Source organism: Streptomyces sp. NPDC017676 (genome assembly GCF_044329325.1).
Classification (GTDB): domain Bacteria; phylum Actinomycetota; class Actinomycetes; order Streptomycetales; family Streptomycetaceae; genus Streptomyces.
This window is the reverse complement of record NZ_JBIRJA010000015.1, coordinates 49,651-67,137: the sequence shown is the minus strand read 5'-3', so window position 1 is coordinate 67,137 and position 17,487 is coordinate 49,651. Positions and strand designations below refer to the sequence as shown.

17 protein-coding genes are annotated in these 17,487 nt (G+C 71.1%); 7 read left to right on the top strand and 10 right to left on the bottom strand.

Going from position 1 to position 17,487, the window contains the following annotated elements; translation table 11 throughout:
* Positions 1–56 precede the first annotated feature (56 nt).
* The 5 genes from ACH4LD_RS29715 to ACH4LD_RS29695 form a co-directional block, all read right to left on the bottom strand.
* Complete coding sequence (locus ACH4LD_RS29715) at positions 57–1,118, bottom strand: aspartate-semialdehyde dehydrogenase (protein ID WP_132784653.1); 1,062 nt, start codon at positions 1,116–1,118, stop codon at positions 57–59.
* 16 nt (positions 1,119–1,134) lie between these two features.
* Positions 1,135–2,406 (bottom strand): aspartate kinase, encoded by a 1,272-nt coding sequence (locus tag ACH4LD_RS29710; protein WP_014673991.1) that lies wholly within the window; start codon positions 2,404–2,406, stop codon positions 1,135–1,137.
* Positions 2,407–2,587: 181 nt separating this feature from the next.
* Positions 2,588–3,250, bottom strand: coding sequence for a DUF5063 domain-containing protein (locus ACH4LD_RS29705; protein ID WP_398054685.1), 663 nt, complete (start codon positions 3,248–3,250; stop codon positions 2,588–2,590).
* Positions 3,243–3,842, bottom strand: a complete 600-nt coding sequence (recR, locus tag ACH4LD_RS29700) for a recombination mediator RecR (RefSeq protein ID WP_103814721.1) — start codon at positions 3,840–3,842, stop codon at positions 3,243–3,245. Before recR ends, ACH4LD_RS29705 begins: the two co-directional genes overlap by 8 nt.
* Before the next feature lie 73 nt (positions 3,843–3,915).
* Positions 3,916–4,260 carry a YbaB/EbfC family nucleoid-associated protein gene (locus ACH4LD_RS29695; RefSeq protein WP_398054686.1) on the bottom strand — a complete coding sequence of 115 codons (345 nt, stop codon included), beginning with the start codon at positions 4,258–4,260 and terminating at the stop codon, positions 3,916–3,918.
* Positions 4,261–4,522: 262 nt separating this feature from the next.
* Between ACH4LD_RS29695 and ACH4LD_RS29690 the strand changes: the two genes are divergently transcribed.
* Complete coding sequence (locus ACH4LD_RS29690; protein WP_398054687.1) at positions 4,523–5,272, top strand: SLATT domain-containing protein; 750 nt, start codon at positions 4,523–4,525, stop codon at positions 5,270–5,272.
* A gap of 39 nt (positions 5,273–5,311) precedes the next feature.
* On the opposite strand, the gene ACH4LD_RS29685 is transcribed toward ACH4LD_RS29690, so the two are convergent.
* Positions 5,312–6,841: a substrate-binding domain-containing protein gene (locus tag ACH4LD_RS29685; RefSeq protein WP_398054688.1), complete on the bottom strand. Its 1,530-nt coding sequence runs from the start codon at positions 6,839–6,841 to the stop codon at positions 5,312–5,314.
* 142 nt (positions 6,842–6,983) lie between these two features.
* Positions 6,984–8,834, bottom strand: a complete 1,851-nt coding sequence (locus ACH4LD_RS29680) for a serine/threonine-protein kinase (RefSeq protein WP_398054689.1) — start codon at positions 8,832–8,834, stop codon at positions 6,984–6,986.
* A gap of 191 nt (positions 8,835–9,025) precedes the next feature.
* Here ACH4LD_RS29680 and ACH4LD_RS29675 point away from each other — a divergent pair, with 191 nt between their 5' ends.
* The 5 genes from ACH4LD_RS29675 to ACH4LD_RS29655 all read left to right on the top strand — a co-directional run bounded on the left by ACH4LD_RS29675 (position 9,026) and on the right by ACH4LD_RS29655 (position 13,562).
* Positions 9,026–10,381, top strand: coding sequence for an aspartate aminotransferase family protein (locus ACH4LD_RS29675; RefSeq protein WP_398054690.1), 1,356 nt, complete (start codon positions 9,026–9,028; stop codon positions 10,379–10,381).
* A gap of 126 nt (positions 10,382–10,507) precedes the next feature.
* Entirely contained in the window at positions 10,508–11,203 is a 696-nt protein-coding gene (locus ACH4LD_RS29670; protein WP_132784659.1) for a GntR family transcriptional regulator, read from the top strand.
* A 121-nt stretch (positions 11,204–11,324) separates the two neighbouring features.
* Positions 11,325–11,975, top strand: coding sequence for a hypothetical protein (locus ACH4LD_RS29665; RefSeq protein ID WP_132784660.1), 651 nt, complete (start codon positions 11,325–11,327; stop codon positions 11,973–11,975).
* A gap of 119 nt (positions 11,976–12,094) precedes the next feature.
* Positions 12,095–12,550 carry a WXG100 family type VII secretion target gene (locus ACH4LD_RS29660; protein WP_398054691.1) on the top strand — a complete coding sequence of 152 codons (456 nt, stop codon included), beginning with the start codon at positions 12,095–12,097 and terminating at the stop codon, positions 12,548–12,550.
* On the top strand, positions 12,432–13,562 hold the full coding sequence (locus ACH4LD_RS29655; RefSeq protein WP_398054692.1) for a hypothetical protein: 1,131 nt from the start codon (positions 12,432–12,434) through the stop codon (positions 13,560–13,562). Before ACH4LD_RS29660 ends, ACH4LD_RS29655 begins: the two co-directional genes overlap by 119 nt.
* Here the strand turns inward: ACH4LD_RS29655 and ACH4LD_RS29650 are convergent.
* Together ACH4LD_RS29650 and ACH4LD_RS29645 are read right to left on the bottom strand one after the other, a co-directional pair.
* Entirely contained in the window at positions 13,502–14,503 is a 1,002-nt protein-coding gene (locus tag ACH4LD_RS29650; RefSeq protein WP_398054693.1) for an ATP/GTP-binding protein, read from the bottom strand. The genes ACH4LD_RS29655 and ACH4LD_RS29650 overlap by 61 nt on opposite strands.
* Positions 14,504–14,633: 130 nt before the next feature.
* Positions 14,634–15,917, bottom strand: coding sequence for an adenylosuccinate synthase (locus ACH4LD_RS29645; protein ID WP_041665390.1), 1,284 nt, complete (start codon positions 15,915–15,917; stop codon positions 14,634–14,636).
* 197 nt (positions 15,918–16,114) lie between these two features.
* On the opposite strand from ACH4LD_RS29645, the gene ACH4LD_RS29640 reads away from it, so the two are divergent.
* Entirely contained in the window at positions 16,115–16,999 is an 885-nt protein-coding gene (locus ACH4LD_RS29640; protein WP_398054694.1) for a diacylglycerol kinase, read from the top strand.
* On the opposite strand, the gene ACH4LD_RS29635 is transcribed toward ACH4LD_RS29640, so the two are convergent.
* The gene (locus ACH4LD_RS29635; RefSeq protein ID WP_398054695.1) at positions 16,926–17,420 is read right to left on the bottom strand and encodes a GbsR/MarR family transcriptional regulator; all 495 of its coding nucleotides are present in this window, start codon (positions 17,418–17,420) and stop codon (positions 16,926–16,928) included. The two genes, ACH4LD_RS29640 and ACH4LD_RS29635, sit on opposite strands and share 74 nt — an antisense overlap.
* Positions 17,421–17,487 lie beyond the last annotated feature (67 nt).

Below are 17,487 nucleotides of genomic sequence, written 5' to 3'. Positions count from 1 at the left end.
GATTTGGACCATGCTCCCGGCCACAGTACTTACGTAGATCCTACAAAGTTCAACGGCTACGTGGGGGCGGACAGCTCAGCCGCGATCAGCTCCGCGATCTGCGCGCAGTTCAGCGCGGCCCCCTTGCGCAGGTTGTCACCGCAGACGAAGAGTTCCAGCGCGGTCGGGTCGTCCAGGGCCCGGCGCACCCGGCCCACCCAGGTCGGGTCGGTGCCCACCACGTCGGCGGGGGTGGGGAACTCGCCGGCCGCCGGGTCGTCGCACAGCACCACGCCCGGCGCGGTCGCGAGGATCTCGCGGGCCCCGTCGACACCGACCTCCCGCTGGAAGCGGGCGTGGACGGTCAGCGAGTGCGTGGTGATCACCGGCACCCGGACACAGGTCACGGCGACCGGCAGCGCCGGCAGACCGAGGATCTTCCGGGACTCGTCGCGGACCTTCATCTCCTCCGACGACCAGCCGTCCTCCCGCAGCGACCCGGCCCACGGTACGACGTTGAGCGCGACCGGCTCCGGGAACGGCCCGGTGTCGTCCCCGACGGCCCGCCGTACGTCCCCGGGCTTGGTGCCCAGCTCGGTCCCGGCCACCAGGGAGAGCTGGGCCCGCAGCGTCTCCACGCCGGCCCGCCCGGCCCCGCTCACCGCCTGGTACGAGGACACCACGAGCTCGCGCAGCCCGAACTCGGCGTGCAGCGCGCCCAGGGCGACGATCATCGTCAGGGTCGTGCAGTTGGGGTTGGCGACGATCCCGCGCGGCCGGGACCGTACCGCGTGCGCGTTGATCTCCGGCACGACCAGCGGCACGTCCGGGTCCATGCGGAAGGCGCCGGAGTTGTCGACGACGACCGCGCCGCGCGCGGCGGCGACCGGCGCCCATTCGGCGGCGACCTCGTCCGGGACGTCGAACAGCGCGATGTCGACCCCGGCGAAGGCGTCCTCCGTCAGGGCCACCACCTCGACCTCCTCGCCGCGCACGGCCAGCTTGCGGCCGGCCGAGCGCGGGGAGGCGATCAGGCGGATCTCGCCCCAGATGTCCGCGCGCTGGGACAGGATCTGGAGCATGACCGTGCCGACGGCTCCGGTCGCTCCCACGACCGCGAGCGTCGGCCTGCCGGTCATCGGACCGTGTCCCGGCTCATCGGCCCGTGCCGCCGTAGACGACGGCCTCGTCGCTGTCGGAGTCCAGACCGAAGGCCGTGTGGACGGCGCGGACGGCCTCCGGCACGTCGTCGGCGCGGGTGACCACCGAGATGCGGATCTCGGAGGTCGAGATCAGCTCGATGTTCACGCCGGCGTCGCTGAGCGCCTCGAAGAACCCGGCGGTGACGCCCGGGTTGGTCTTCATACCGGCGCCGACCAGGGAGATCTTGCCGATCTGGTCGTCGTAGCGCAGCGAGTCGAAGCCGATGCCGGAGCGGTTCTTCTCCAGCGCGTCGATGGCCTTGCGGCCCTCGGTCTTCGGCAGCGTGAAGGAGATGTCCGTCAGGCCCGTGGAGGCGGCGGACACGTTCTGCACGACCATGTCGATGTTGATCTCGGCATCGGCGATGGTCCGGAAGATCGCGGCGGCCTCACCCGGCTTGTCCGGCACGCCGACGACCGTGATCTTGGCCTCGGAGGTGTCGTGCGCGACACCGGAGATGATGGCCTGCTCCACCTTCTTGTCCCCAATCGGCTCACTGCTGACCCACGTGCCCTGCAGCCCGCTGAAGGACGACCGGACGTGGATCGGGATGTTGTAGCGGCGGGCGTACTCCACACAGCGGTGGAGGAGCACCTTGGAACCGGAGGCCGCGAGCTCCAGCATGTCCTCGAAGGAGATCCAGTCGATCTTCTTCGCCTTCTTCACCACGCGCGGGTCGGCGGTGAACACGCCGTCGACGTCGGTGTAGATCTCGCAGACCTCGGCGTCGAGCGCGGCGGCGAGCGCCACGGCGGTGGTGTCGGACCCGCCGCGGCCCAGCGTGGTGATGTCCTTCTTGTCGGCGCTCACGCCCTGGAACCCGGCGACGATGGCGATGTTGCCCTCGTCGAGAGCCGTCCTGATCCGCCCCGGCGTGACGTCGATGATCCGGGCTTTGTTGTGGACCGAGTCGGTGATGACGCCTGCCTGGCTGCCGGTGAAGGACTGGGCCTCGTGGCCCAGGTTTTTGATCGCCATCGCCAGCAGGGCCATGGAGATCCGCTCTCCGGCGGTCAGCAGCATGTCGAATTCCCGCCCGGCAGGCATGGGAGAGACCTGCTCGGCGAGATCGATCAGCTCGTCCGTCGTGTCGCCCATCGCGGAAACGACGACGACAACCTGGTTGCCGTTCTTCTTCGCTTCCACGATCCGCTTGGCGACGCGCTTGATGCCTTCGGCATCGGCTACGGAGGAGCCTCCGTACTTCTGCACGACAAGGCCCACGTGCGCTCCTCGCTCGGTTCGTTTGTGTCGGCTCAGTCTATCGAGCGTCCGAATTCCACCACCCTGCTCCCGCATGGTGAGACATCCGTCCGCCCGGTCTCGACCCCTGCCCAGCGATCGCCACACCACTCGGAAAGTGCCCCGGCTCACAGAGCGCCGGGTCCGGACCGGCCCGGCCGGGCTACTGCCCGGGGCGGATTCCCAGGGGGCCGCCGATCTCCTCGGCCATGACGCGGCCCGCCTCGAACTCCAGGGTCTCGTCGCCCATGGCGGCCTGGTCGGTGTCGAGGCCGTCCAGTTCCTCCAGGGGCTGGTTGAGGCGGACGTGGATGAGGACGGACTGCAGGGCGCGCAGCACCGCGGAGGCCGTCGGGCCCCAGTTGGAGAAGTAGGAGAACTGCCACCACCACAGGGCCTCGGTGGTGCGGCCCGCGCGGTAGTGCGCCATGCCGTGGCGCAGGTCGGCGATGATGTCGGCGAGGTCGTCGGAGATCCGGGCCGGCACCGGCGCCTTCCGGGGCTCGTACGGGTCGAAGACCTCGGAGTAGACGTCGATCGGGTCCAGGAGCCGGGCGTAGCTCTCGCGCAGCTCGTCCACGTCCGGCTCGGGGCCCGGGTCGGGCTCGTAGCGCTCCTCGGGGACGATGTCCTCGTGGGCGCCCAGCCGCCCGCCGGCCAGCAGGAGCTGGGAGACCTCAAGAAGGAGGAAGGGGACCGCCGATTCGGGCTCGTCGCCCTTCGCCACCTCCGTGACGGCCACCAGGAAGCTCTCGACCTGGTCCGCGATCTGGACCACGAAGTCGTCCGGGTTCCGCGTCGAGGCGTGCAGCGTGGCGTCAGACATCTAGCAGTCGTCTCCCCTCGAAGGCGCGGCCGAGGGTCACCTCGTCCGCGTATTCCAGGTCACCACCCACCGGGAGGCCGCTGGCCAGGCGGGTGACCTTCAGGCCCATGGGCTTGATCATGCGGGCGAGGTACGTCGCCGTCGCCTCGCCTTCCAGATTCGGGTCCGTGGCCAGGATCAGTTCCGTGACCGTCCCGTCGGCCAACCGCGCGAGAAGTTCTCGTATACGCAGGTCGTCGGGTCCCACGCCCTCGATCGGGCTGATCGCGCCGCCGAGCACGTGGTACCGGCCCCGGAACTCGCGGGTGCGCTCGATGGCGACGACGTCCTTCGGTTCCTCCACCACACAGATGACGGAGGGGTCGCGGCGCGGGTCGCGGCAGATGCCGCACAGCTCCTCCTGCGCCACGTTCCCGCAGGTCGCGCAGAAGCGGACCCTCGCCTTCACCTCCAGGAGCGCCTGCGCGAGCCGCTTCACGTCCGTCGGCTCGGCCTGCAGGATGTGGAAGGCGATCCGCTGCGCGCTCTTGGGACCGACGCCGGGCAGCCGCCCCAGCTCGTCGATGAGGTCCTGGACCACGCCTTCGTACAACGGACTGCCCTTCCTGGAGACCTTTCGGTACGTACGGTAGTTGCCTCGCGCCTCCGCCCGGAAGGCGGTGGCGTCAGAACGGCAGGCCCGGGATGCCGCTGCCGCCGCCCAGCCCCTGGGCCAGCGGGCCGAGCTTCTGCTGCTGGAGCGCCTGCGCGTTCTCGTTGGCCGCGTGTACGGCCGCCACGATCAGGTCGGCGAGGGTCTCGGTGTCCTCCGGGTCCACCGCCTTCGGGTCGATCTTCAGCGCCCGCAGCTCACCGGCGCCGGTGACGGTGGCCTTCACCAGGCCGCCGCCCGCCTGCCCGTCGACCTCCGTGTTCGCCAGTTCCTCCTGCGCCCGCTGCAGGTCCTGCTGCATCTTCTGGGCCTGCTGGAGCAACTGCTGCATGTTGGGCTGGCCACCACCGGGGATCACGATCAGCTCCTCGCCGTCTTCTCCGACGTTCCTTCTCCGACGTTTTATCCGTCGTGATGAGCCTACGTGGTCCACGCGGCCACTGCTCCGCCACTCTTTCGAGTGAGAACAACGTGAGTCCTATACCTGATCAAGGCCCTCTTACGAGCGGAAAAGTCGGGAAAGCTCCCTCTCCGCCACCCGTTGGGCGGTAGGAAGGTGGCCGCACGTCGGCAGGGAATGTCACGCAACGTGACCGGTCGTGATCAGTAGGGAGTGCCGGGTGGGTCAGCCGGAGATGCAGCCCGAGGGTCCGCCTCAGGACGGGCGGGGCGAGGGTGCGGCCGGGCTGCGGCCGGGCGATCTGACCGGGCGGGCCTTCCCGCTCGGGGACTGGGGCGAACCCGCCGAGCGGCTGGACGAGTTGTACCGGTGGGTGGAGCGGCGGGCGCTGGAGACGGCCGCCTGGTACCTGCGGGACCGGGTGTGGAAGCGGCGCGGGGCGCGGGTGCTGCGGGCCGGGGCGGCGGCCGGGGCCGTGGCCGGGGCGGCGCTGCCGCTGCTGGAGCTGACCGGGGCGGCCGGCGGGGTGGCGCCCTGGGGCTGTCTGGCGCTGCTGCTCGCGGTGTCCTGCGTCGGCATCGACCGGTTCTTCGGGGTCACCTCGGGCTGGATGAGGGACGTGGCCACGGCCCAGGCGGTGCACCGGCGGCTCCAGGCGTTGCAGTTCGACTGGGCGGCGGAGTGCGTGCGGGAGGTGCTGGGGCCGGCGGAGGGCACCGCGAGCGAGGCGGCCGAGCGGTGCCTGTCGGTGCTGCGGCGGTTCTCGGAGGACATCGTGGAGCTGGTGCGCACGGAGACGACCGACTGGATGGTGGAGTTCCGCACGGGGGCGGCGCCGCTGGGCATCCAGACGGCGGTGGCGACGGTGCCGCGCCAGGAGACCGGGGGCCCCGGTGCCCGCTTCCCCCTGCCCCCGGCGAACGGCAGCCGCCCGAACATGCCCCGGCAGCGGCCACCGGAGCCGCGGTGAGCACCCCGAAGGGGCGCGGGGAACTGCGCGGTCAGAAACCTACGCGCACAGTTTCATCCCCTCCGGTGTCCAGCACGGCACGTGTCCATGGGTGCGGATGACGGACTGGCCGTTGCCCCGGGACAGGTACGTCAGGAAGCTGGAGGCGAGGGAGTCGGCGGGCGGGCTGCCGTAGGTGTAGGCGTACTCGATCTCCCGGTACGGATATCCGCTGCGCCCGTGCTCGATCGCGTCGACGGAGGGCGCGTCGCCGTCGAGGCCCAGCACGCGCACCCCCCTCGCCCGCAGCGCCAGGTTCAGCTCGCTGTAGCCGACGGCGCCGGGCAGTTCGGCCACCTTCGCCAGCACCTGGTCGGTGGAGTCCAGCTCACAGCGGGTCACCGGCGCCGACGGGTAGTCCTTGTGGACGCAGTCGACGGACGAGTTGGCCATCTCGCCCCGTCCCAGCACCCGCCGCTGGAAGACCTGCCGGGTGCCGGAGTTGGCGTCCCGGCTGACCAGGTGGACCGGCAGCGACCGCCCGCCGAGCCGCGCCCAGTCGCGGATCCGCCCCTGGTACAGCCCGCGCACGTCCGCGGTGGACAGGTTCCGTACGCCCACGTCGTCGTTGACCACGAGCGCGAACACGGACAGCGCGATCCGGGTCTCGCGCAGCTCGGGCATGTCACCGGGCTTGGGTCCGTCCGAGAAGGCGACGACGGCCGGCGCCCCCTTCCCCTTCGCCGCCGCCCCGGCCGCCGCCAGCTCCCGGATGCCGGCGGTGGAGCCGTGGACGTCGACGGCGACGTCCGCGCCCTCGCAGTCCTCCTCGTACTCCTCCGCCACCTCCCGCAGCACCGGCGCGAAGGCCGTCGAGCCGATCACGGTCAGCGTGCCCTGCTCGCAGCCGACCGGTGGCGGGCTGTCGTCGCGGGCCACGACGATGCCGGCGAGGGTCATCACGCACACCGTGAGCATGATGGTGATGAGCCGGGAGGCGCGGCTGAACAGGGGCGGCTTGTCGTCGGGGGTGGCGCTGCGGTTGGGGTGGACCTCGCCCTCCCGGATCCCGCCGATCAGCCGTATCCCCCGGCCCACGTCACCGCCGGACAGCAGCACCAGCAGCTTGAAGTGGTCGCCCCTGTTGAGCGGGACGCGCGGGATGCGCAGGGTGTTGCCCTCGTAGCCGAAGCCGCGCTCGGCGGTGAAGTGGTCCATCAGGTGGTCGGTGTCGGTGGGCTGGGTCACCGACACGCCCCGGATGGTCCGGTCGGTGAACACCGCGGTGAGCCCGTGCCGTTCGGGGCTGGTGTAGTCGTCGCGGTCGATGCCCTGCGAACCGTCGTTCTCGACGCGCAGCAGGACGAGCGTGGCGTCCTCCATGCCGGGCGCTTCGAGGAAGAGCCCGAGCCGCCGGTTGACCCGCCCGGACCGCACGTCGTCGCCTATCGGGTTGTCCATCTGCACGCGGTAGCCGACCCGCTTGCGTCTTGGCACCCGGCGCTCGTACCAGACCATGCCCGCGGACGCGGCGATGCCCAGCACCGCGGTGCCGACGGCGACGACGTTCTCCGCGCTCAGCCACTCCATGTGGGTGCCCCCGCCACTCCCCGGAGCCGGATGATGGTGGAGTCACGGTACGCGCGCGAACGGTCCCCGGCGGGGCCGGTCCACGAACGTTCGCCCGACGTTCAACTACCCCGGGGACAGCGCGCGTTGCCTGCCGTCACGGTCACTCCTTGCTGTACGTCAGGCTCTCCCCGCCGCTCGCCTTCGCCCGCTTCAGCCGTCCGTCCGGCAGCAGGGTGACCTCGGTGGCCTCGCCCGGGGTGCAGGAGGAGGCGGGCTCGCCGGTGGTCACGGTGGACGGGCCGATCTCCAACGGCCCGTCGCCACTGGGCTCCCGGGCCAGCTCCGCCTCGAAGACGCAGTGGTACGAACCGCCGCCCTCGGCCGGCCCGTCCGCGACCAGCGTCAGCACGGTGTCGCCCACCTCGCCCTGCCGGATGGTCAGTTCACGGGTGTTGGAGCCGACCGCGTTGTCGATGGTCGTCCGCCAGGTGCCCAGATACGCGTCCGGCACCGCGCCGGCCGGGGAGGCGGAGGGGGACGGCTCCTCCGTCGCGGACGGGGAGGGCGTGCCGGAGCCGTCCGGCGAGCCGGAGGTGACGGTGGGCGCCGACACGACCGTGCCGCCGCCCTTGTCGTCGCTCCCCGCGCCGTTGCGCATCAGCGCGTACACCGAACCGCCCGCGCCCAGCGCGACGACCAGCGCGACCACGACGAGCAGCGCGGTGGACCGCCCGCTGCGCCGCTCGGGATCCACCGGGACCCCCACGGTGGGCGGCCCGTAGGGCGGGGTGGACCCGGGCAGCGGATACCCGTGGCCGACGGGCTGGGGGTGCGGTGGGTGCGGCTGTGCGTACGGCTGCTGCGGGTACGGCGGCTGTGGCTGTGGCACCCCGTACGCCGGTCCGAACCCGGCGGACGCGGGCGGCGCCGCGAACCCGGCGGACGCCGGCGGCGCTCCGGGCGGCGGCGGAGCCTGGGCGGAGACCGCGGTGGGCAGGCGATCGACGCTCCCGGCGTCCCCGCCGTCCAGGACAGCGGCGTGCTCGGGCCCCCCGCCCGGACCGGACGCCGGACCCGCTCCCCGCTCCGGGTCCTCGGCCTCCAGCAACCGCACCGCATGCCTGCCGAGCTGCGCGACCAGCGAACTCGGCAGCCAAGGGTCCCGCGACCGCCCCTCGGCCACGGTGTCCTCCACCCCCGTCCGCTCCAGTACGGCGTCCAGCGAGGGCCGGGCCCCCGGTTCCTTGCGCAGGCAGTCCCGGACGAGGTCGGCGATCCCCTCCGGCACCCCGGTGAGATCCGGCTCCTCCTGGGCGATCCGGAACATCAGCGCGTGCGCGCCGCTGTCGGCGTTGCCGAAGGGCAGGGTCCCGGTCGCCGCGTACGCCAGCACGGACCCGAGGCAGAACACGTCGCAGGCCGGCGTGATCCGGTCCCCGCGGACCTGCTCGGGCGCCATGAACCCCGGCGACCCGACGAGCGCCCCGGCCCGGGTGAGTCCCTCCCCGCCGGCGGTCGCCGTCTCCCGGGCCCGGGCGATCCCGAAGTCGATCACGCGGGGCCCGTCGATGGTCACGAGCACGTTGGACGGCTTGAGGTCCCGGTGCACGATCCCGGCCGCGTGGATGTCCTTCAGCGCGTGCGCGAGCCCCGCCGCCAGAATCCGCACCGACCGCTCGGGCAGTGCCCCGTGGTCGTGCCCGACGACCTGCTGGAGGCTCGGCCCGGCCACGTACCCGGTCGCCACCCACGGCACGGCCGCCTCGGTGTCGGCGTCCAGCACGGGTGCGGTCCAGTAGCCGCCGACCCGCCGTGCGGCCTCCACCTCCTGCCGGAACCGCGCCCGGAACTCCTCCTGCGCCGCCAGCTCCTCCCGGACGAGCTTCACCGCGACGGTCCGCCCCCGGTCCGACCGCGCCAGATACACCTGCCCCATGCCGCCGGCGCCGAGCCGCGCCAGCAGCCGATAAGCACCGATTCCCTGCGGATCCCCCGGCCCCAGCTTCTCCATCCGCGTCCGCCTTCCCCCCATAGGTCTGCGACGACCGAGAATAGTGCGGTCGTACGACAGGGGGTTCCTCCTCCGGCGATCCCCGGCCGGTCCCCGCCGCCGCGCCGTCGACAACCTGTCGCGCTTTCGCCCCGCCCACGGAACAGGACGCCGATAGGACTTCCGCATCGCGGACATCTACGCTCGGCCGCATGACCCCTCAGACCAGCCCCGAAGCCGGCGCCGCGGTGAAGGCCGCGGACCGTGCGCACGTCTTCCACTCCTGGTCGGCCCAGGACCTCATCGACCCGCTCGCCGTCGCAGGCGCCGAGGGGTCGTACTTCTGGGACTACGACGGCACGCGGTACCTGGACTTCACCAGCGGACTCGTCTTCACCAACATCGGCTACCAGCACCCGAAGGTCGTCGCGGCGATCCAGGAGCAGGCCGCGAAGCTGACGACCTTCGCGCCCGCGTTCGCCGTCGAGGCCCGCTCGGAGGCGGCCCGGCTGATCGCCGAACGGACCCCCGGCGACCTGGACAAGATCTTCTTCACCAACGGCGGCGCGGACGCCGTCGAGCACGCGGTCCGCATGGCCCGGCTGCACACGGGCCGCCCGAAGGTGCTCTCGGCCTACCGCTCGTACCACGGCGGCACCCAGCAGGCCATCAACATCACCGGTGACCCGCGCCGCTGGGCCTCCGACGGCGCCGCCGCCGGTGTCGTCCACTTCTGGGCGCCCTTCCTCTACCGCTCCCGCTTCTACGCCGAGACCGAGGAGCAGGAGTGCGCCCGGGCGCTGGAGCACCTGGAGACGACGATCGCCTTCGAGGGCCCGGCGACCATCGCGGCGATCATCCTGGAGACCATCCCGGGCACCGCCGGGATCATGGTGCCGCCGCCCGGCTACCTGGCCGGGGTGCGCGAGCTGTGCGACAAGTACGGCATCGTCTTCATCCTGGACGAGGTCATGGCCGGCTTCGGCCGGACCGGCGAGTGGTTCGCGGCCGACCTGTTCGGCGTCACCCCGGACCTGATGACCTTCGCCAAGGGCGTGAACTCCGGTTACGTCCCGCTCGGCGGTGTCGCCATCTCGCAGGAGATCGCGGAGACGTTCGGCAAACGCCCTTACCCCGGTGGCCTCACCTACTCCGGCCACCCGCTGGCCTGCGCCGCCGCCGTCGCCACGATCAACGTGATGGCGGAGGAGGGCGTCGTGGAGAACGCCAGGCGGCTCGGCGAGACCGTCGTCGGACCCGGCCTCGCCGAGCTGGCGAAGCGGCACCCGAGCGTCGGCGAGGTGCGCGGTACCGGCATGTTCTGGGCGCTGGAGCTGGTGAGGAACCGGGAGACCCGCGAGCCGCTGGTGCCGTACAACGCGGCCGGCGAGGCGGCCGCCCCGATGACCGCGTTCACGGCCGCCGCCAAGCGGCACGGCCTGTGGCCGTTCGTGAACATGAACCGCACCCACGTCGTCCCGCCGTGCAACGCGAGCGAGGCCGAGCTGAAGGAGGGTCTGGCCGCGCTCGACGCCGCGTTGAGCGTCGCCGACGAACACACGGTGTGACCGTACCGTGCCTGCCGCCGGGCGGGTCCGAACGCGTAAGGTGACGTGCTCGTAAGTAACAGCGACTCGCGTAGATCGCGAGTCCGTACGAGTACGTCACCCGGACGTGTGAGGAGAGGCACGGACATGCCCGGCAACGGCACCGTGACGCGCAGCACCCTGCGCCAGCAGATCGCGGACGCGCTCCGTGACGAGGTGCTGGCGGGCCGGCTGCGCCCGGGCCGGGCGTTCACCGTGAAGGAGATAGCCGACCAGTACGGCGTCTCCGCCACCCCCGTCCGCGAGGCGCTGGTCGACCTGTCCGCGCAGGGCATCCTGGAGGCCGACCAGCACCGCGGCTTCCGGGTGCCCGAGTACTCGGTCACCGACTACCGGAACATGATCGAGGCGCGCAGCCTGGTCACCGAGGGCATGTTCCAGGCCCTCACCGCCGGCCACCCCGCCTTCCGCACCGCGCCCGAGGACCCCCGCACGGCCGCCGCCCTGGCCACCGTGCGCCGCCGCGGCGAGGAGGCCCAGCGGGCCGCGAGCGCCGGCGACCTCACCGTCCTCATCGGCTACGACCTGCGTTTCTGGCGCGAGCTGAGCGCCCTCTTCGGCAACCCCTACCTCGGGGACTTCCTGCACCGCCTGCGCGTGCGCTCCTGGGTGTGCGTGGTGCAGCACCTGCTGCGCCTGCCCGACCTGCGCGGCCGGCTCTGGTCCGGGCACACCGAGCTGGTCGACGCGCTCGCCCGGCGCGAGGCCGACACGGCCCGCGCGATCGTGGCCGCCTCGAACGCCGACTCGCTGGCCCTGCTGGAACACCTGACCAACGGGTAAGTGACCGGTACGGCCCCCCAGGTCCGTACGAGGGGAGCAGCCCCGGGGCCGTACGGACTACCCTTCCCTGACCACCTGCTGCCGTGCGTGACCGCGCGCCTGCCGACGTAGGAGCCCTCCTTTGGCCTGTGACCTGTGGCTGGTACCGCTCGTGGACGTGTTGTGCCACACCCCGGACAACCCCTTCGCCGAGGAACTCGCGCAGTACGACAAGGCTCTCGCCGAGGCGGGTCTGCCGCCGGTGCCGGTGTACCAGTACATGCCGGGCCTGTCCGGTGACGTCGCCCCGGTCGCCGGTTTCGACTACGACGCCCTGCACTTCCTGCGCCGGGCCTACCTGCTCCAGGTCTGCGGCCTGCCGGTGACCCCGGTGGACGAACTGGGCGGCGACTACGAGCAGTTGCTGGAGATGTTCGAGTCGACCGCCCAGCAGTCCCATCTGGTCTGGCACTACGACCACGCGGGCGCGTACGTCCCCGTGGACTTCCCGCACCCGCTGTCGAACGACGAACTCCTCGCGGGCGGCGGCCCGTTGGGCTCGTCGCAGACGCTGCTGCGGGAACTCCAGCACGTCGCCCCGACCATCGGCATCGACCCGGCGAACCCCCCGGCGCCCCCCGCCCCGCCCACGGCCCCCACCGACCTGGAGGAACCGGCCGTCCCGGCCCCCTACGACCCCAGCCCCTTCGCCCGCGAACGGCACGTCTGGCTGGGCCTGCACGCGGCGGCGACCCGCTCGCTGGCGCAGGGGTCGATGATCGTGTTCAGCTGACGACGGCGCGTTCCTTGGTCAGAGCATCACTCACTCTTGGGCTTCCGGCCCGATCGGACGATCTTGATCGAAACAGGGTCTACGGATCGGCGCGCCACCGGAGGGGACAGGGGCGAGGCATGAGTGACGAGATACTCCACATCAAGATCGCCGATCTCAAGGCGACCGCACCACACTTCCACACCCACAGCTCCGACCTGGCCAAGGCGCTCGCACGACTCAAGTCCGCTCTCACGGCCGCCGGTTCCCCCTGGGGCGACGACGACCAGGGCGCCGAGTTCCACGAGCACTACGGCCCGCTGGTGACGAAGATGGAAAACGCCGCCGGCATCCTCTCCCAGGGGCTGCAAAGCATCCACGACGCCATGCGTGACATGGCCGACGGCCACATCGACAACGAGTACCTCGTGCGCTCGATGTTCTCGCGGATCACCGTCGAGGGCGGTGATCCGCCAAGTGAGTGCCGCGGACAAAGCGAAGGAGATCGTCCAGGACGTCACCGGCATGTGGTGGCCCGCAGCCGACCAGGATGGGCTACGGGACGCGGCCAAGGCATGGCGGGACTTCGCCGATGACGTCGAAGACGTGCTGGTCGCGGCCAACAAGTCGGCGCGCAGCATCATCGAACACACCAAGGGCGAGGCGATCAGCGCCTTTGACGACCCGTTCTGGCGGCGCTACTACCACGATGGCCACGGCTGGCTGAAAGACCTGGCCGACAGCGCCCGGGACATGGCCAAGGCGCTCGACACATATGCCGATGCCGTCCACGCCGCCGTCAAGCGGCTGGAGCACGAGCTCGAAATCGTCGGCGCGACCATCGTCGCCGGTACCGCGCCGGCCATCTTCACCGCCGGTATCTCGGAAGCCGCCGCGGCGGCGGCTACCGCGGGAATCGTCGACCTCGCGGCCACTCTCGGTGTCACGGTGTCGACGGAGATCGCCACCATCGCGGGCACCACGCTCGCCACAGCCTCCATCGCGGGCGTCGAGTCGGTCACCGTCGACCTGGCCGTCGCACAGCCAATGAAGATCGCCGCGGGCATGCAGGGCGGATTCAGCCTGGACGAGGCGAGCGACTCCGCGCTCACCGGCATGGCGTTCGGCGGTGTCCTGGGCGCCGGCGCCGGGGGCGTCCGGGCCGCCGTCGGCGCGGGCGGAGTCCGGAACATGTTCCTGGGTGCGGGTACGGACCTGGACGGTCTGTCCACGGTGCCGGCCGCCCGCTTCAACGACGAATGGCTCACCGGGGCCCGTCGCCGCCCGAGGGACATCCTCGACGACCCGGCCCAGACTCGCTGGGCGGAAGCCGCCTACGACGACTTCCTGAAGAACCCGCGTGACATTCAGGCCATCAGCCACAACGACGCGGACGCCGAGATCGCGGACGCCTGGATCCGGCTCCGCTCCGGCAACGCGCTGCCCGAGGACCACGTGCTGCTGGAACACGAGCTGACCGAGCTCGGCTACCTGCGCGATCACCCGGGAGCGACCTACCAGGAAGCCCATCGGGTGGCCAACGAAACCTACAATTGGCAGAGCAAGGTGCCGTTGAACAAGCGCGAAGACTTCGAAGGTGAGTGGTGATGGCGTCCCTCGTCTACTTCAGGAAGGAGTCCGGGGACGGGATGGTCATCCGCTATGCCTTCGGCGAGGACCCCGCGACGATGACGCGGCTCCTGACCATGAACACGTACACGCGCACGGCCCAGCCGGACGACGGCGACATCGACTACACCTTCCTCAAGGCGTCCCGGAAGATCAACGCCGTGTACGACGAGCGGGCGCAGTGGCCGGAACGAGGGATGAGCGCGAGCTGAGCCGGAACGGCGGGGAGCCCTGGGCGGCCGTCCTCCGAGTGTCCCCACGGCCCTGAGGAGCAGCATGGGCTGAGAGGCTCGTCGAAAGAGACCGTCATTCACGACGGGCTCAGACGTCGTTTCGAAGATGGGTGTCAGCTGCTCGTGCCCGTCGTTCGCCGCACGGGTCAGCAACAATGCGTCCCGGCGAGTGGTGCGGGCCAGCCTGGCGCGGTCGCGGAGACGGTCGCCGGGGAAGTCGAAGTCCTTCTCCCGGCTGGCGTCCCGCTCGAACCACACCTGGCGACGTCCCTTTGGATACGCGTAGAGCCACTCGGCCTCCACCCGGCGCCGACCGAGTTCGAAGCCGTACGTCCGACGCACCCCGTCGGCCAGGACGAAGTCCGCCTCGTACAGCGAGGACTCGTCGGCGGTCTTGGGGTCAAGGGCGAACTCGTCACGGGGGATGCCGTCGTAGGAGGTCCACTCGGCGTACGACCGCATCACGCAGCGGCGCATGTTCCGCAGCGCGGCGATCACGTTCGACTTGCCGGAGGCGTTCGGGCCGAAGACACCGAGGACGGTATGGACGGGGAGCCGCCTGCCGTCGGAGAGTTCCGTCTCGCGCGCCGTGGCCCGCTCGTCCTCGTCGTCCTCGGGCGCGACCAACGACAGTTCCTGCTCGTCGCGCAGGGACCGGACGTTGGCCACCCGGAATCTCAGCAGCATCCCGCTTCCTTCACGACGGACAGAGTGGGCGCCTCCCCGGCCCGGTCGGCACCGCGGAGGGCGGGACAGGCCGGGCGGGTTCTCCGCACCGGCCATCCCATCAGATCCCCGGGCTCCGGGAAAGGAACGCTCAGAGGAACGAGTTGATCTCGATCGTCTCGTCGCGGCCCGGGCCCACGCCGATCGCGGAGATCGGCGCGCCGGACATCTCCTCCAGCGCCTTGACGTAGTTCTGCGCGTTCTTCGGCAGGTCGGAGAAGGACTTCGCCTTGCTGATGTCCTCGCTCCAGCCCGGCAGCATCTCGTAGACCGGCTTCGCGTGGTGGAAGTCGGTCTGGGAGTACGGCAGTTCCTCGACGCGCTTGCCGTCGATCTCGTAGGCCACGCAGACCGGGATCTGCTCCCAGCCGGTGAGGACGTCCAGCTTGGTGAGGAAGAAGTCGGTGAGGCCGTTGACGCGGGTCGCGTAGCGGGCGATGACCGCGTCGAACCAGCCGCAGCGGCGGTCACGGCCGGTGGTGACACCGCGCTCGCCGCCGATGCGGCGCAGGGCCTCGCCGTCCTCGTCGAACAGCTCGGTCGGGAACGGGCCCGCGCCGACGCGGGTCGTGTAGGCCTTGAGGATGCCGATGACCCGGCTGATCTTCGTCGGGCCCACGCCGGCACCGGTGCAGGCGCCGCCGGCGGTCGGGTTCGACGAGGTCACGAAGGGGTACGTGCCGTGGTCGATGTCCAGCAGCGTGCCCTGGCCGCCCTCGAAGAGGACGACCTTGTCGTCCTCCAGCGCCTGGTTGAGGACCAGGACCGTGTCGGCGACGTACGGCTTGATCTGCTCGGCGTAGCCCAGCAGCTCCTCCACCACCTGGCTCACGGCGATCGCGCGCCGGTTGTAGAGCTTGGTGAGGATCTGGTTCTTGACGTCGAGGGCCGCCTCGACCTTCTGGGTCAGGATCGACTCGTCGTAGAGGTCCTGGACCCGGATGCCCACGCGGTTGATCTTGTCGGCGTAGGTCGGGCCGATGCCGCGCCCGGTCGTACCGATCTTGCGCTTGCCGAGGAAGCGTTCCGTCACCTTGTCGACGGTCACGTTGTACGGCGTGATGATGTGCGCGTTACCGCTGATCAGGAGCTTTGACGTGTCGACGCCACGCTCGTTCAGACCGCTCAGCTCGGAGAGCAGGACCGACGGGTCGACGACGACACCGTTACCGATGACCGGCGTACAGCCGGGCGACAGGATTCCGGAAGGGAGGAGGTGGAGCGCGTACTTCTGGTCGCCCACGACGACCGTGTGGCCGGCGTTGTTGCCGCCCTGGTAACGCACCACATAGTCGACGGAGCCACCGAGCAGGTCCGTCGCCTTTCCCTTGCCTTCGTCACCCCACTGAGCACCGAGCAGCACAAGTGCGGGCACGCGCGTACACCCCTTCCGGGCGGGGCATGTCCAAGGTCGGGGGCTTGGGCGTAAGGTTCACCGCCGCGTACCACTGCGACCGCCGTTGGTCGCACAACCGTCGGACCGGATGCCCCGGAATAGACGAAGCCCCTGGCGCAATAGCGCAAGGGGCTCTTGCACAAAGATGCTACCCGAGGAAGCGAGGCAGGACCGAGGTGGCGACTTTCGCGACGTCCGATCAGCTGCTGGTGATCATCGATCCGGCGGCACGGCAGACGGACGGAGAGTCCGTACGGATCGCGAAAGACGTGCTCAGCGCGGGTGCGGCGGCGAAGGTGTGCCTGCCGGACGGGCCGGAGGAATTCGCCCGCGCGCTCGGCCGAAGGGGGTCCCGGCGGCCGGTGGTGATCGGTGACGACCGGGCGCTGGTGCGGGCCGTCACCCTGTTGCACCGGCAGCGGGAGCTGGCCGGATGCGCGCTGTCGGTGGTGCCGGTGGGGGACGCGGCGCTCGCCGAGTCGCTCGGGGTGCCCGGCGGCACGGTGGCGGCGGCGCGGGCGGTCCTGGACGGCGCCGAGCGGCGGCTGGACCTGCTGGTGGACGACAGCGACGGGGTCGTGCTCGGCACGCTGGGCATTCCGCCGGCGCGACCGGTCCCCGCCGAGCCGGTCCCGCTCGGCCCGGACCGCCCCTGGTACCGCTCCCTGGCCCGCACCCTCGCCCCCCGCCCCGCCCGCCTGTCCGCCGTGCCCTCACCGCGCGTGACCCGGCTGCGGGTGGAGGTGGACGGGGAGACGGTGGTCGACCTGGACCAGCCGGTGGAGGCGGTGTCGGTGGCGGCGGGCCGGACCGGGACGGCCTCGGTGGAGGTGCGGCCCCTGTCGGTGGGCGCGGAGGCGACCCCGCTGCTGGCCTCCGGGCACACGGTGACGGTCACGGGAGCGGACTTCCGCTACCGGGCGGACGCGGCGGTCTCGGGCCCGGTACGGCGGCGCACGTGGCGCGTGCTGGAGGGGGCGTGGGCGCTCACGCTGCCCCGTACTTCTTCTCCCGGTACGCCCGCCAGCGTTCCATCATCCCCGCCACGTCCCGCTCGATGAACTCGAAGAAGTCCAGCGTCTCGGCGAGCCGGCGTCCCGCCGGGGTGTCCGCGCCGAGGCTGGTGACGCCCTCGCGCAGGGCGTCCTCCCAGCGCTTGATGATCGTCTCGCGGTTGGTCAGCGCCTCGTACCACTGGTCGCTGTGCACCCGGTACCGCTCCCGCCGCGAGCCGGGCTGCCGCTCGCGTGACACCAGGTGGACCTGGGCCAGGTAGCGGACGGCACCGGAGACGGCCGCCGGGCTGATCTTCAACTGGTCGCCCAGCTCGGCGGAGGTCAGGCTGCCGGTGTCCGAGGCGAGCAGCGCGGCGAGGACACGGGCCGGCATGCGCGGCACACCCGCCTCGACGAGCTGGGCCGCGAAGTGCTCCACGAACCGCGAGACCGCCTCCGGGTCCCGGCGCGTTGTCGGCTCCGTCATGCCCTCAGCCTATCCGGCATTCACTGGCTTCCTTAACTTCACAAATTTCTGAAAGCAGCGTACGTTC

Bases quoted from the DNA above. Each gene is read 5' to 3' on its own strand.
- ACH4LD_RS29660 (WP_398054691.1), top strand. From the start codon at position 12,095: ATGAGTGACGAGATACTCCACATCAAGATCGCCGATCTCAAGGCGACC.
- ACH4LD_RS29680 (WP_398054689.1), bottom strand. From the start codon at position 8,834: ATGGAGAAGCTGGGGCCGGGGGATCCGCAGGGAATCGGTGCTTATCGG.
- ACH4LD_RS29705 (WP_398054685.1), bottom strand. From the start codon at position 3,250: ATGTCTGACGCCACGCTGCACGCCTCGACGCGGAACCCGGACGACTTC.
- ACH4LD_RS29675 (WP_398054690.1), top strand. From the start codon at position 9,026: ATGACCCCTCAGACCAGCCCCGAAGCCGGCGCCGCGGTGAAGGCCGCG.
- ACH4LD_RS29650 (WP_398054693.1), bottom strand. From the start codon at position 14,503: ATGCTGCTGAGATTCCGGGTGGCCAACGTCCGGTCCCTGCGCGACGAG.
- ACH4LD_RS29670 (WP_132784659.1), top strand. From the start codon at position 10,508: ATGCCCGGCAACGGCACCGTGACGCGCAGCACCCTGCGCCAGCAGATC.
- ACH4LD_RS29715 (WP_132784653.1), bottom strand. From the start codon at position 1,118: ATGACCGGCAGGCCGACGCTCGCGGTCGTGGGAGCGACCGGAGCCGTC.
- ACH4LD_RS29685 (WP_398054688.1), bottom strand. From the start codon at position 6,841: ATGGAGTGGCTGAGCGCGGAGAACGTCGTCGCCGTCGGCACCGCGGTG.
- ACH4LD_RS29635 (WP_398054695.1), bottom strand. From the start codon at position 17,420: ATGACGGAGCCGACAACGCGCCGGGACCCGGAGGCGGTCTCGCGGTTC.